Raw genomic sequence first — 15,479 nt, 5'->3', positions numbered from 1 at the left:
CCGCTATTCTTGATTGGATGACTGCTGAATCAGCCAATACTGCACCAGCGCATTGAGCTGCTCTTGTTTAAAGGGTTTGGTGCAATAATCCTGCATCCCAACCTTGAGATATTTTTCACGCTCGCCGTCCATCGCATTGGCTGTCAAAGCGATAATCGGCGGCAAAGACTGCGGATCATAGAGCTCGTGTAGCTTGATGGTGGCCTGTACCCCGTCCAAAATCGGCATATGATGATCCATCAAAATCAAATCATAGCGATCAGGCGATACGGCAAATATCTCAAGCGCTTGCTGTCCATCCGTGACGTGGGTGACGATATGCCCACTGTTGGTCAAGGTTTTTTTGGCAATAATGGCGTTTACCGCATCGTCTTCGACCAGCAAGATATGACCTGCCCGCTCATGACTTGGCTCATCTGTGATGAGCTCATTGGCGTTCTGCCAAGTTTCATATTTGGCAGCATCGATGGTTGGCAGCGGTAGCAGGACACTAAACGTCGTGCCAATGCCCACTTCGCTGTCGACATTGATTTCACCGCCCATCAAGTCTACCAACGACTTACAGACAGATAGCCCAAGCCCTGTACCGCCATAAAGCCGGTGCGTCGACTTATCCGCTTGATCATAGGCATCAAATATCGCCTCTAACGACTCAGGCTTGATGCCTACTCCTGTGTCTGTCACCTCGATACATACGGTCATATAGTCAGCAGACACCGCCGTATCATCGCCAGTGTGGTCACTCGATAGATTGGCTGGTACACGGATCGCCTCACCTGAGTGATGATGATTGTCATCAGCGTGGTCGGTGTCGTCGGCACAGTGGCAGTTGGGCACGTGCTTGACCGCGATACTCACCCGACCCCCTTCACGGGTAAACTTGATGGCATTATTGACCAGATTGGCGATGATTTGTTTGAGCCGTATCGGATCGCCTTGTACATAAGGCGATAGCGATTCAGTATAGTGATAATCTAATATCAGCCCGCGCTGACGTGCCTTTATCGCAAAGAGGCTCACCACCTCGTTGCATAACGTGGAGAGGTTGAGCGGAATGGAGTCAAGGGTCATTTTGCCAGATTCAACTTTTGATAAGTCCAAAATCCCATTGATAATCGCCATCAAATGCTCATTGGATACCTTGATATTGTCCACGTATTCTTGTTGCTCGTCACTAAGCTTCGTCTCGCTTAGCATCTCCACCATACCGATGATGCCATTCATTGGTGTCCGTATCTCGTGGCTCATATTGGCCAAAAAATCCGACTTCATTTCATTGGCATGCTTGGCATCGCGCTGCTTGTCCTGTAGTTGTAACGCATCCGCTGCAATCAGGGCAAATTGCGCCAGTACTTTGGCTTGCGACTCATCAAAGTCGTCGTGCGGTTTGGTATCCATCAGGCACAAAGAGCCCAAGCGAAAGCTTTTATGATCCTCGTGTAAGATAATGGGCGCCCCTGCATAAAACCGTAAATGCGGTGACTCGGTAATCAAAGGGTTTTGGCTAAAGCGGCTGTCTTTTGATAAGTCCGCCACCACAAAAACATCATTGGAGAGCACCGTATAATTACAGATTGCCACTTCACGTGAGGTTCGGCATACCTCACCTAAGCCATGGGCAGACTTGAGATATTGCGTCTCCTCGTCCATAAAGGTGATGGTGACAATCGGCATGCCAAAAAAAGACTTGGCAAGCTCTACCAAACGCTTAAATGCAGGCTCATCATTGTCATTGAGCACTTGATACTTTCTTAGCTTGTCGATGCGCGCAGCTTCATCGACTGCGACCGGATAGCTGAGCGTTGGCAAGTTGGTTGTAGACAAGATGGACTCCATTTAATAATCTCAGACGGTTGGCATTACGCGGTCTGCTTTATCAATAATTGTAACGCTTCGCTCACCATGACCATGGCCACCACTGAGGTGACGACGACGGCTGAGCCATAACCACCACAATGCAAGCCTCCTGTTTGACAGCTCTTATCTACTCGTGGCGGCTCTGTAGAGTAAACACATTTGATACCAAACTTATCTTTTAGCTCGCGGTTGATGCCCTTTTCGTGCCGGAGCTTGTTGCGTAGCTTGGCCAGTAGCGGGTCTTGATAGCTCTCACGCAAGTCACTCACTCGAATTTGGCTTGGGTCTATCTTACCACCAGCGCCCCCAGCACAGACCAGTTTTAATTTGTTAAAACGGCAGTGCAACGCGATGGCCAATTTGGCATTCATATCGTCCACACAGTCGAGCACCACAATCGGTTTGCCCTGCTGGGCGGCTGTTTTGGCCACATCGCGACTGGGCAATAACGCTGCGACATTCTCTACTGTCAAAAAATCATCGACCAAGTTTACGGTGATTTTTGGGTTGATCTCCTGCAGGCGTGTGGCCATCGCTGCAATTTTACTTTGACCAAAGGTGCTGTCTAGTGCCGGTAATTGACGGTTGACATTGGAGGCGACCAATACGTCCAAATCTATCAAGGTAATAGTGCCGACCGCGGTTCGAGCCAGCGCCTCTGCCGCCCAAGAGCCGACACCGCCCACCCCGATGACATAGACGTGAGCGGCGGCAAAGGTGTCTGCCGCTGCTGCACCATAAAGCGTCTTGGTGCCCTGAAAGCGGCGCTCATACTGCCCATCTTCGGCTTGCATCGCCAAAGGCGCGTTGCTCATCGCTTCATTTATTTGCTCAAAACTTTTTGTATCACTTATCACAGATTCAACGCTCTTTTAAATTGAAATAACTTGTCTACAGGATGCTTGATTTTCTACCCCCATTATACGGGATAAGGCCAATGCGTTTGTAAAGCATCATTGCTGTTTTGCCATAATTGTTTGGCAAGCTCGTCGATGGGTATTTCGAGCAGCTCACTGAGACTCGACAGCACCCATGGCAAGTTGGCCGGTACGTTCCTATTGTGAGCACATCCCGCAGTAGACGGCGCGCCCCACTCATCATCTGGAGACTGGCCTAATGCCGATGCGCTGTCGCCTGCCGTCTGACACATGATGGGCGTCATATCAGGGCAATCCGTCTCTAACACCAAGCAGCTGATGCCATGCGCGTTTACCGCCGCACTAATCGCGCGGCGCAGTTTTTTGGCATTGGGATTGGTGACTTGCCCCGTCACTCCCAGCTTAAAACCAAGTTTGACAAAAGCCTTTGCTTCTTGCTCGCCGCCGCTAAAACTATGGGCGATACCACCGAGCTGCTGCGCGTCGTAGTCGTGCGCTTTTAAAATAGCCAGTGCCTCTGCATGTGCCTTACGGATATGCAGCATCACAGGCAACTGATGCGCCACTGCCATGTCTAGCTGTGCGCAAAAAAACTGCTGCTGCTTGGCAAACACGGCAGGGACTTTCATGGCATCTGTAAACGTATCTAGTCCAATCTCACCAATGGCGATAGGACGCTTTTGCCCCAACATTTGAGCCATATCCGCCAAGTGCTGGTCAGTATGCTGCTCAATATAAAAAGGATGCAAACCTAACGCAATATGCGTGACAGGCATCGGCGGGCGGTCACGATTGTCCCCATCTTTGTCTTGAATTGCATCAGTCGCCGTGAGTGTGTGCTTGGTCTCATACATACGCTCGAAATGACGCGCCAAATACCCCACCAGTACCAAATGACGCACCCCTCGCTCATAGGCTTGTTGTGCAAGGGCTGTGCGGTCATGGTCAAATACAGGCGCATCAAAGTGTGTGTGCGTATCGATGAGCGGGTAGATAGTAGATATCCTCTCATAGTCATGGCTAAGGGTTGATGAGTCGCTAGCAGTCATAATCGTCACTCCACGGCACGTATTGGGTCTCTGGCAGCTGTCTTTACCTTGGGCTTTGTTTGCATCGCCGCTTGATTCGGCCGTGTGACGAGTGGTCTGCGCAGCTCTCATGGCAGCTCGTGGCAGACTGCCGGCTACTACGCCGAGGGATCAGTAACAAAGCCGCCGCGGTTAGCCCCAAGGCCAGCCACTTTTTTGTTGGCTGTTTATGGTCTTTATACTTGTTGTCTTTATGCTTGGTCATTTTGATGCTCTGACATGATAGCTACTCTTGATACTTGCTTAGTTTTTTTGGCAATTGGTACCAACAATCACTTATTACCCATTATTATACGGCGATATCAAGTGTGCTATGTGTATCTGTGTTATGAATGCGCAAGCTAATGTACGATGTCATATGCGTGATTACATCATGATCCGGCCTCGTAAGCGCTTTGGCTTTATGCCGGATTGATGATAGTGAATTAAAAAATTGGTGAATTAAAAACCAGCCACCATCAGCCATTAGCGCTTTAACGGATAGGTGGTAATACCGCTGCTTGGGCTGTCCACTTTTGTAAATCCTTGCGGCGCAGCAGTTGGGGTTTGATCGCGCTTGGGTACGAGAGGGTTGAGCGGCATCAGCTCATAGTCGGCGCTGACATTGCCATTCCAGCCTTCTGTACCGCTCAAGGGCAACTGTTTGATTGTGCCGTTTTTATCAATGACCAGCTGTAGCACGCGCATCTGATTGTATTTACGCTCAGTGACACTCGCGACCGCACCGCCATCACGTAAGATGGTGGGCTGCAAAAATATGATTAGATTGCTTTTTTGGGTGCTGTCGTTGTCTGAGCGAAACAACCGACCAATCACAGGGACATTGCCCAGCCCTGGGACTTTTTGTTGGCGGGTGGTGGTATTGTCACGCATCAGGCCACCTAAGGCGATGGTCTGCTGATCGTCTGCCAAAATCGTGGTATTAATCAGGCTTTTATTGGTAATCAGTCCGCTTGCGTTGCCAGTACTGCCAGGCACCACCGATGAAACCTCTTGTGAGACCTCAAGGCGTACCGTGCCATTGTTACCGATATGCGGAATGACATTGAGATTGATACCGATGTCCTGACGATCAATGGTCTGAAAAGGATTGGTCGAGGAGTTACCACTGGTCGTATAAGAACCTGTGACAAAGGGTACGTTTTGCCCGACCAAGATACTGGCTTTTTCGTTGTCCAACGTCAAGATAGAAGGCATAGACAGCAGATTGGCACTGGTCGTCGAGTCAAGCGCTTGTAAGATTGCGCCATAAAACTGAGTGTTGCCTTGGCTGTCTTTGCTGCTATCACCGATACCGACCAACGCGCCTGCTATCGAGCCGGCAGCGGCGCTGATACTCGACCCACCTGCTAAAGCGGCGGCGGCAAGCGAGGTAGCGCTAGCGCCTACGTTATTGAAGTTGACCACACCGTAGCCGCTATTGGCATTGCCCAGCGCCCACTGTACGCCAAGCTGGGTGGCATCATCGCCTGAGACTTCGACGATCGCTGCCTGAATCAACACTTGCGCGCGGCGACTGTCTAGCTGGTTGACGGCATCTTCGATCTCAAACATCAGCTCAGGGGCGGCGTTGACAATGACGGCGTTTTGGGTTTCATCAGCGATGATACTAAAGGGTCGACCATTTGCACTGGCGCTGCCAGCACCAGCGCCTGCAGAAGACAACGCCGATGCAGCCGTACTATTCGTACTGGTATCGTTGGCAGCACTGCTCAGTCCTGCCCCGGCACTACTGGCGTCGTTTAGGGAGGCAGATTCCAAAGTAGAGGTCGCCCCTGCACTATTGATCGACTGATTGGCCAGCAGTCCGCGTAGCATCTCTGCAATATGACTGGCACTGGCATACTTTAGACGAAAGACCCGTAAGCCGCTAAGACGCCTGCTAGGCGTGGTATCTAGTTGATTGACCATCTCTTGTACTTTGGCGATCATCTCAGGGCTACCCTTAACCAACAGCCTATCGCTGGCACTATCAGCAATCACCTTCAGCTGATTACTACCGCCTTGTGCTTGCCCGCTGCCTGCACTAGAGACCAACGCGCTGATCAGCTCCATCATACGCTCAGAATCGACATGGCGTAACGGTATCACGCGTAAGCTATCATTGACATTGCTGTCCAAATCACGGATGAGCGCCGTCAGCTGATTGAGGCTATCGGCGCGATCAGACAACACCAGCGCATTGACACCAGGTACCGCAGCAGCATGGGCAGACTGCGGCATCAGGGGCCGAATGACGCCCAATACTTCTGCCGCCTGAGTATTGGTTAGATAAATCACGCGTGTGGCCAAGGACTCACCGACACTATCTCCGCGCAAATCGACGGCGACGCCAGATTGCTTGGCGACATTATCAGGCACCAGCTTGACCGTCGTACCAGAATCAATCGCGGCAATGCCATTGACCTGCATCACACTCAAAAACAGCTGGTAAATCTCATCACGTGATAAGGCTTTGTTTGAAATCACCGTTACATTGCCATTGATACGCGGGTCGAGGACGAAATTTTGATTGGTGATGGTCGCCACTTCATTGATAAACGCCTTGATATCAGCGTCTTGTAAGTTGACCTTCCAGCTCTCAGCACTCGCAAGCCCTGTACTGGCAGCCCATAGCGGTATCGCCAGACATAAAGGACGACACATACGCATCAGACGCTGCATAATACGCTGCAAAGGCGTGACTGAAAATTTGTGAGAACTGACCATATTGATAATTACCTGCAGTGATATTGGTAAATATGTACTGGCTTTAGGTCAAAAACTACCTAGCCAGCATTTAAAACCACTATGTGAGCGTGAAGACTCAAACACAACGATACAACTGAGCGAACGCTTAATCCATCTGGTGATGGGCTTACTATAAATGTGATAAATACAAAGTCACAACCTTGCCGCAACCTGTTAAATGGCATCAAAACTGCTGACGAATGGTGATCACTTGCTCGCCGCGCTGCACTTGTATCTGCGCCTCGCCAGTTTGCTGGACTTGCTGCAATATACCAGCGTCTTGGGCAGGATTGTTGCCCACGCTTTGCCCATTGACCGTGATGACCTTGTCCCCTGGCTCAAGACCCAAGCGATTACGCAGTTGCGCTGGCATCGCCGCCGTCACTTGATAACTCTCTCCTGACGCCATCACCCCCATTCTACTTAGATAGCTGGCGGGGTTTTCTTGCAGCTCGGTGACCGCCTCGGCGATGGCTGATTGCGGACTACTGTCACGATCATCTCTGCCTGTCATGGCCGCCTCATTGTCTATATCAGCTGGCGGCGGCGCGGTGGGCAACATCGTATGATCTGGCAAACGCTGGTTGCTCACCGCACCTGCTATGTTATCGCTTTGATCCAGCGGCATCGCCTCAACCATTCTAATCACAGTTTGCTTGTCAAAGGCATCAGCGATGACGACAGCATTCCAATCGACGGCCACCAATGCATAGTCGCTACCTGTCAGCGTATCACCGATACGATAGTTTTTTACCTCACCATTGACATCGAGTAATGCCGACGACTGGCTCTCTGGCATAGCGAGCAGCACCCCTTTTAACTCGACGTTTGGTGGCGGCTGCACAGGCGCTGCACTCGGCTCGGGGTCAGAGAAGATCGCAAACAAACCTGCGTTGTCATTGCCTGAAGCCGTGCTGCTTTGTAATGGCGCTAAGGGCAAGGCTGGTGCGAGCGGTGCCGCCAGCAAGAGCCAAAATAGCCGCGCCGCTGTCCAGCACAGCCATACCATGGCCAAAAACAGCAACCAACCCGAAAAGCGATTTAGGATATTGAGTACAGGCTTGAGATTTGCGCTCATATTCAGCATTTACTGCGCCCCCAAACCAGCCAATAAAGGCTGACGCACACTGACGACTGGCGTATCTTGCGGCGCTTGTCCTTTATAGTCGGGCATGTTTTCTAGCAGACGTTGGGTCAAACTGACATCTAGCATGTTATCGCCATCGATATATAAGTCACCCAAGCGCTTATCTTGTTGGTTTAGTAGATTTATATGCAAAAGGTTTTTGTTGTTTTTTTGCTCAGCGCTCAGCTCAGCACGCAGCGCAGGCATGGTGATATAAAATACCTTACCGCCACTTGGATAGCCAACCTCGCCGCCCACCCACGTAAGCTGACCATCTGCTTGGCTAAAGCCTGCCGCCTTGGCGCTGGTCGCTGATTCATCGGCGGCGGTACCGCTAGCTGTCTGGCGTTTGAGCGAGACATTATTGACCTGAATTGGTGTATTGGGCAGTTGCCAATCGATGATACTGGCAAGGGTGGACGGGGCAATTTTGCCACTCATATTATCTACCTGCCACGAGTGCCAGCCTATTTTTACTTGCCCATGCAGGCGGGTTTGCTCTGATTGGATCTCAACCTTGGCACCGAGCTTACCGAGCAGCAATTGCCAAGGCTGCCATGACCAGTCGGCTGTCCCCGTAAGCGAGCTTGCTGCCACAGGCATCTGCCAAATAGCAGACCCTTGCCAGAGATTGCCCGATACGTGCTGCACATAAGGCGTATCTGGCGCATACTTGTTGAGCACCCATGCGGCAGGCATCTGCAGTACCGCAAATAGCGCAAAGAGCACCAGCCCAACGAGCCACCACAGCTTACGGGGACGCTTATGAGACGACGCAGATACTTGGGGCACAGTGTGATAACTCTTATATAAGACAAAAACGTCATTATCATAACAAACAATGGCATACAGATGACAGAAAAAAAGCCAGTATCTTTTTACCAAAAGACTGGCAAAAAAGATACTGGCTTTTATCTGATGCTTGGCTCAGCAACCAGACGCTGGCTGTGCTAATTAAACAGCAAAGTCTTCAAGTTTGCGACCTGCGGCCAACGCCTCTACCAACCAGGTAGGCTTGCGGCCACGGCCCGTCCACGTCTCTTCGCTGTTATCAGTATTGCGGTATTTAATACTGCGTTTTTTCTCCAGCGTCTCACCGGCTTTTAAAATCTCTTCGATGGTGGTATTGCTGTCTTCTGCAATTTTTTCGAACTGCATATAAGCGTCATATAAACGTTGATGCTGTTTTTTAGCGATAAGTTGCTGAGCGTTTTCGGTAATGGCACGTAGCTCATCAACGCCTAAACTATCCAAATCAATAGCACTATTTTTAGTCATAATAAATCCAACTCTATAATAAAATAACAATCTTAATGATCTAATGAACCATTAAGGACGTAACTGACTCGGTATCTGAGTTATAGTCAATCAATATTAAAAGTGGTACAAGGCAGACGAGTGCAAGTACTACAGTAGTAGGCTAAACGAGTCTAACGCTGTAACACTTTAATAGTGGTTCGACTATATCACTTAATCATATGATAACGGCGTTAAGATTATAAACCCATTAAATATCATCTGGTTTAAAATAGCTCAATATCGCCATACTCAAACCAAAAAAAGGTTTTGGGTCATAAAGTTTATTCGCAAAAGTAATATAAACAAAAATATCGCTTATCACAACAGTAGTTTTTTATATATTTTTGTATAGACTCAGCAGATAGTAAACTTAAGTAAATTTTTAATCCGCTATTACTCCCCATTATTTCTTGATTTTATAAAAAATCATATTTAACAACAAACAAACTTTGTTTTTATTAAAAAAATAAATAATAAAAACGGATATAAAAATAGCTCAATGATATTATTATCAATGAGCTACAGAATTATAAATACAACATCTTGTTATTGTAGTCATCAGAACGGAATATCATCATCGACTGGACCATCAGGCATCGCTGTTGGCTTAGGCTGAGAGGCATTTTGCGCTGGCTGATTGAATGGATTTTGCTGAGGACTGCTTTGGTTGTTATAAGCATTTTGATTGTTATAACCCCCTTGGTTACTGCCCTGCGCCATACCTTGAGCTGCTACGCCGCCTGCTTGGTTGTAGCCACCTTGCTGACCAAAGCTGTTTTGGCCGCCTTGATTACCATAGCCCCCGCCTTGGCTTTGACCGCCACCGCTTGCGCCATCGAGCATCTGCATTTGCTCAGCGCGAATCTCGGTAATATAGCGATCTTGACCATTTTGATCTTGGTATTTGCGCGTGCGCAAACTGCCCTCGATATAGACCTTACTGCCTTTACGAAGATACTGCGCTGCAATCTCGCCTAGACGATTAAAGAGTGAGATACGATGCCATTCGGTCGCTTCTCTTTTTTCGCCGCTTTGTTTGTCTGTCCACTGCTCTGATGTCGCAACCGAGATATTGGTCACGCTACCACCGTTATTAAACTGACGTGCCTCAGGGTCTGCTCCAAGGTTACCGATGATGATAACTTTATTAACTCCGCGCATGATACCGTCCTTTTATTTATGAATAATTTAGTGAATCGTATCTATGATGATTCAATGAAGCCAATATGCCCCATCATCGTTAATGCTATCGACAATACGATTTTACAGTGATTTGATTTTACTTTAACCAATTTTTATTTAAATATCTAGTGGGCTTTGTGCCAGATGCGACAGTGCTTGTCGCGAGTCGTCGGTGAGCTGGGTTTTGTCCAGCTTAAGATAGGCCACCTGCTCTTTTGCCATCACCACCAGCTCATCTACGCCATCTACCGCCAGCATTTGCCGCGACCAGTCTTGGATATTGATGTTTTTAGGAATGGTAATAGTGGTACTTGATAGATACGGCGGCTGGGCGATCGGAAATATCAGTAATAGCGCCGCGCCCATAATCAGCGCCAGTACGCCCCATGCTAGCAAATTTGGCTGCGTCAATAGTATGCCGCCCAGCGCCCCGCCGACAAAGGCACCAAAAAACTGACTGGATGAGTTTAGTCCCATCGCTGTGGCTTTATTGGCAACTGGTGCACGCTTGGATATCCAAGACGGTATCGTTGCCTCAAGCAAGTTAAAGCCCATAAAGTATAAAAGCAACCCCAAAACAATCCCAACGCCCACATGGCTACCCAGCGCCAGTAATGCCAGTGCCGCAGTCATCAAGCCGATTGCACCCAAAAACACCTGACGCATTTTGCGCTTTTTTTCTGCGACAATAATAAAAGGTATCGCCACCGCAAAGCCAATAAACAACAGTGGCAAATACACCAAGCCCTGCTGACGAACCGACAAACCCAGCACCTCAGAGAGCTGATGCGGCAAGAGGACAAATATCGCCGTCATGGTCAAATGTAAGGCAAAGATACCAATATGCAGACGGTTTAAATCGCCGATTTTTAGCACGCTGGCCAACTGCTGACCGATAGATTTGTTGTCCAAGTTATGTTTGAGCACTCGTAGCGGCGTCGGCACCACAAACAGTAACATCATTGCCAATACCGCAAAGCCCGATGTCAGCCAAAACAAGCCTGACATACCAAGCGACCCCACCAATAAAGGACCAAAGGCAAAGGCCAACATAATAGAGGTGGCAATGGTCAAGCCCATCGTCGCCATCGCTTTGGTACGCATCTCCTCGCGCGTGACATCAGCGAGTAGCGCCATCAATACCGCCGACACCGCACCACTTCCTGCCAGCGCGCGCCCGATGATGACCTCATAAATATCGGTGGCGTTGGCTGCAATCATACCGCCCAAAGCAAACAATATCAGACCCAAAAAGATAATCGGCTTACGCGGAAACTTGTCAGCAGCAAGGCTCATCGGTATCTGAAAAATCGCCTGACCCAGCCCATAAACCCCAACCGCCAAACCAATCAAAAACGGCGTAGCATGCGCATAATTGTCGCCATACACCGAAAACACAGGCACAATCATAAACAGGCCAATCATACGCAGGGCAAAGATGCCGCCGACCCCGAGGATTGCCCGTTTTTCTACGCTATTCATACTTGCCTCACAGGTTTATCATTGCTGATATAGTCGATTCACTCTAAAAATGACGACCAGTAGGTCTATACTTATTTTAAAATAGATTAGCCATACATCAATATCACAGTCGATCTATCAGGGCACTCGCCCACAATTCAAGCCCTCTAAATTAAGGCCCCTAGTATAAGACATTCGCCGTTTGGTTGCCGAGACTTTTGTTTTTTGTTACCAAGTGCGTCTCTAGCGGCTTTTTGCCTTGAATAATGCACGCATCATGACAATAAAGTACAACGTTATCAATAAGGTTGCGGATTCGCTTGAGCCGTTAAGTGCTAACTAAGACAAGCGTGCTGGTCAAAACCATAACAAAGGATACCTGTTACGTAACACAGATTTGATTTAGATTGGCTGAGTCTAACAAAACTTGTGAGATAAAAACGGCCTAGATGGTTTAGCCGCCTTAAATGATTTGGTTAAAGATTACCCAGCTTATAAAAAACGCGCGCGAAAAAGCACGCACTAACAAATAGAGTAAAAACCGCAGCAAGGCCTGACAAAGACACTATAAAAACCAAAGCACTAAAGAAAGCGTATCGTCTATAAAAGCATCGTTTGTAAATAGTTATCGTAAAAACATAGCTTACAAAAACGCTGTTTATAAAAACCAGCTACCTTTTTTGTCACTATTTTTATCCTAACACATTTTAAAAATAACATAGCGCGACTAGGATGCTGTTTTACATGGCTGGTTTAAATTCAGGTTGCGCTCACTACTTCTTCTTATATATCAGTATTTTTATCCATCACTTTAGCAAATAGGAAACCTATCACCGATGGCAAATGACCACATTGCAATACGCGGCGCCCGCACGCACAACCTAAAAAACATCGATCTGGACATCCCACGCGATAAGTTCGTGGTAATCACAGGTTTATCAGGCTCCGGTAAATCGTCCTTGGCCTTCGACACCCTGTATGCCGAAGGACAACGCCGCTATGTCGAGAGTCTGTCTGCCTATGCGCGTCAGTTTCTCTCACAAATGGAAAAACCAGAAGTCGATAGCATCGAGGGACTCTCCCCTGCGATTGCCATCGAGCAAAAATCCACCAACCATAATCCACGCTCGACGGTCGGTACCATCACTGAGATTTATGATTACCTGCGTCTATTATACGCGCGTATCGGCACGCCTTATTGTCCCGAGCATGGTGAACCCATGGTGGCGCAGTCTGTCACCGAAATGGTCGATCAGATCATGGCGCTGCCGACAGATACCAAGCTTATGATCCTTGCGCCAGTAGTGCGTGAGCGTAAAGGAGAGCATACACTGCTGCTTGAGCAATTGATCGGTCAAGGGTTTGTACGCGTACGTGTCGATGGCGATGTCTATGATACCGACGAGCTACCCACGCTCGATAAAAAGAAAAAACACACCATCGAAGTGGTGGTTGACCGCTTTAAAGTACGTGATGACTTAGGTAACCGCGTCGCTGAGAGCTTGGAGACCGCGCTACGTTTGGGACAAGGCCTCGTCACCCTACACTTTATGGATGGCAATCCAAACGCAGACAGTGCTGACGACCAAGTGATGTCAGCCAAGCACTCCTGCCCTGTCTGTGATCGCGCCGTGCCTGAGCTTGAGCCGCGGATGTTTAGTTTTAACAACCCCTACGGCGCTTGCCCAACTTGTGATGGACTCGGTAAGCGTCAGTATTTCGCTGCTGAAAAGCTCATTACGCATCATGAAAAATCGCTCAACCAAGGCGCAATCAATGGTTGGGATAAGCGTCATGCCTATTATTTTGGCCTGCTCTCTACCGTCTGCAAGCACTTTGACATCGATATGGATGCACCATGGCAAGCACTGCCAAAAGCGCAACAAGACATCATCATGCACGGCTCTGGTAAAGAAAAACTGAGCTTTAACTTTACCGATGAGCGCGGGCGCAAGACCAATAAGACGGTACCATTTGAAGGCGTACTACCCTATCTTGAGCGCCGTTATGCCAAAACACAAAGCAACTTAGTGCGTGATGAACTGGCAAAGTATCTGGCTGACACTACGTGTAACGTTTGCGATGGCGCGCGCCTCAATGAAATCTCGCGTAACGTGCGTGTCGATGAACAAACCATCGCTGAAATCGTCAAGCTCTCCATTGGCGACGCGGCGGACTACTATAAGACTCTAAAGATTGACGGTCATAAAGGTGAGGTGGCAGAGAAGATCTTTAAAGAGATTAACGAGCGCTTAAACTTCTTGGTCAGCGTTGGCCTCGATTATCTCACTCTCGCACGCTCTGCCGAAACCCTATCCGGCGGTGAAGCGCAGCGTATTCGTCTTGCCAGTCAAATTGGTGCGGGTCTGATGGGCGTGATGTATGTCCTTGATGAGCCGTCGATCGGTCTGCATCAGCGTGACAATGATCGCTTACTAAAAACTCTAACGCGGCTGCGTGACTTGGGTAATACGGTACTGGTCGTCGAGCACGACGAAGACGCCATACGTCAAGCCGATCACGTCATCGATATCGGTGTCGGTGCAGGCGTGCATGGCGGTCATATCATCGCTCAAGGTACGATCGATGAGATCATGGCGACCCCAGACTCGCTGACCGGACAATATATGTCGGGCGAAAAACGCATTGAGATACCAACAGTGCGGCATAAAGCCAAGACCATGGAAGTTGAGACCAAAGGTAAAGCCAAACCAAAGCAGGTGCCAATGACGATCGAGCTAAAAGGCGCGTCAGGTAACAACTTAAAAGACGTCGATCTGAGCTTGCCAGTCGGTGTGATGACCTGTGTCACTGGCGTATCCGGCTCGGGCAAATCAACCTTGATCAACCGCACTTTGATGCCGATTGCAGCGACTCAGTTAAACAATGCGTCTACCCTTATCGCGGATAAGCATGACAGCATCAGTGGACTTGAGCATTTGGACAAAATGGTCGATATCGATCAAAGTCCAATCGGTCGTACCCCGCGCTCAAACCCAGCGACATATACGGGCGTGTTTACCCCTGTGCGTGAGATGTTTGCGCAAACGCCTGAAGCACGCGCCCGTGGTTATAAACCGGGTCGCTTTAGCTTCAACGTCAAAGGCGGACGCTGTGAGATGTGCCAAGGCGACGGTCTTATCAAAGTTGAGATGCATTTTTTACCGGATATGTACGTGCCATGCGATACCTGTGAAGGCAAACGCTATAACCGCGAAACCCTAGAGATTCACTATAAAGGCAAAAGTATCGCCGAAGTGTTAGAGATGACCGTAGAAGACGCCACTGAGTTCTTCTCAGCGATACCAGCGATTTATCGTCGTCTGAAAGCGCTCATGGATGTCGGTCTTGGCTATATTCGCCTTGGTCAATCCGCGCCGACCCTATCTGGCGGTGAAGCGCAGCGGGTGAAACTGGCGCGTGAGCTTGCCAAACGCGACACGGGACAGACGCTATATATCTTGGATGAGCCGACCACTGGCCTGCATTTCCATGATATCGATAAGCTACTCCATATCCTGCATACCCTACGCGATAAGGGCAACACTATCGTGGTCATCGAGCATAATTTGGATGTTATCAAAACAGCGGATTGGGTGATTGATCTTGGCCCTGAAGGCGGTAAAGGCGGCGGTATGATCATTGCTGAAGGCACGCCTGAGGAAGTGGCAGAAGTCAAAGGCTCATATACCGGTGAGTTTTTAAAGCCGATGCTTGAGCAGGCGATGTCTGAGGCAGGTTAAGTTTTACTTTTAGTCGTTATTTAACGGCTGCTCTTTTGAGCTGCCCCCATAAGTTGGATACAACTAACTTATGGGGGCAGTTCAGTTTGACTTACCTTTTTTAATGTTATGTACT

The 15,479-nt window shown here is 48.9% G+C and carries 10 protein-coding genes; 1 reads left to right on the top strand and 9 read right to left on the bottom strand.

The window, feature by feature from the left end; genetic code table 11:
• Positions 1-3 precede the first annotated feature (3 nt).
• The 9 genes from JFC05_RS01170 to JFC05_RS01130 all read right to left on the bottom strand — a co-directional run bounded on the left by JFC05_RS01170 (position 4) and on the right by JFC05_RS01130 (position 11,642).
• Positions 4-1,824, bottom strand: a complete 1,821-nt coding sequence (locus tag JFC05_RS01170) for a GAF domain-containing hybrid sensor histidine kinase/response regulator (RefSeq protein WP_227697342.1) — start codon at positions 1,822-1,824, stop codon at positions 4-6.
• Between the two features lie 35 nt (positions 1,825-1,859).
• Positions 1,860-2,651, bottom strand: coding sequence for a tRNA threonylcarbamoyladenosine dehydratase (locus JFC05_RS01165; RefSeq protein WP_198335478.1), 792 nt, complete (start codon positions 2,649-2,651; stop codon positions 1,860-1,862).
• Positions 2,652-2,776: 125 nt separating this feature from the next.
• A complete protein-coding gene (locus JFC05_RS01160) occupies positions 2,777-3,784 on the bottom strand; it encodes a TatD family hydrolase (protein WP_198335477.1) in 1,008 nt (335 codons plus the stop codon).
• 504 nt (positions 3,785-4,288) lie between these two features.
• Positions 4,289-6,532 (bottom strand): type II secretion system secretin GspD, encoded by a 2,244-nt coding sequence (gene gspD, locus JFC05_RS01155; RefSeq protein WP_198335404.1) that lies wholly within the window; start codon positions 6,530-6,532, stop codon positions 4,289-4,291.
• A gap of 205 nt (positions 6,533-6,737) precedes the next feature.
• Positions 6,738-7,631 (bottom strand): type II secretion system protein N, encoded by an 894-nt coding sequence (locus JFC05_RS01150; RefSeq protein WP_227697341.1) that lies wholly within the window; start codon positions 7,629-7,631, stop codon positions 6,738-6,740.
• Positions 7,632-7,640: 9 nt separating this feature from the next.
• Positions 7,641-8,471, bottom strand: coding sequence for a type II secretion system protein N (gene gspN, locus JFC05_RS01145; protein WP_198335402.1), 831 nt, complete (start codon positions 8,469-8,471; stop codon positions 7,641-7,643).
• A 162-nt stretch (positions 8,472-8,633) separates the two neighbouring features.
• Positions 8,634-8,957 carry an H-NS histone family protein gene (locus JFC05_RS01140; RefSeq protein WP_105244013.1) on the bottom strand — a complete coding sequence of 108 codons (324 nt, stop codon included), beginning with the start codon at positions 8,955-8,957 and terminating at the stop codon, positions 8,634-8,636.
• Positions 8,958-9,536: 579 nt separating this feature from the next.
• Positions 9,537-10,139, bottom strand: coding sequence for a single-stranded DNA-binding protein (gene ssb / locus JFC05_RS01135; RefSeq protein WP_198335401.1), 603 nt, complete (start codon positions 10,137-10,139; stop codon positions 9,537-9,539).
• A 138-nt stretch (positions 10,140-10,277) separates the two neighbouring features.
• On the bottom strand, positions 10,278-11,642 hold the full coding sequence (locus JFC05_RS01130; protein WP_198335400.1) for an MFS transporter: 1,365 nt from the start codon (positions 11,640-11,642) through the stop codon (positions 10,278-10,280).
• Between the two features lie 815 nt (positions 11,643-12,457).
• Between JFC05_RS01130 and uvrA the strand changes: the two genes are divergently transcribed.
• On the top strand, positions 12,458-15,364 hold the full coding sequence (gene uvrA, locus JFC05_RS01125; RefSeq protein ID WP_198335399.1) for an excinuclease ABC subunit UvrA: 2,907 nt from the start codon (positions 12,458-12,460) through the stop codon (positions 15,362-15,364).
• Positions 15,365-15,479 lie beyond the last annotated feature (115 nt).

Source organism: Psychrobacter celer (assembly GCF_016107555.1).
In the GTDB taxonomy this organism is placed as follows: domain Bacteria; phylum Pseudomonadota; class Gammaproteobacteria; order Pseudomonadales; family Moraxellaceae; genus Psychrobacter; species Psychrobacter celer.
The sequence above is the reverse complement of the archived record's forward strand: the minus strand, read 5'-3'. Positions and strand labels throughout refer to the sequence as shown.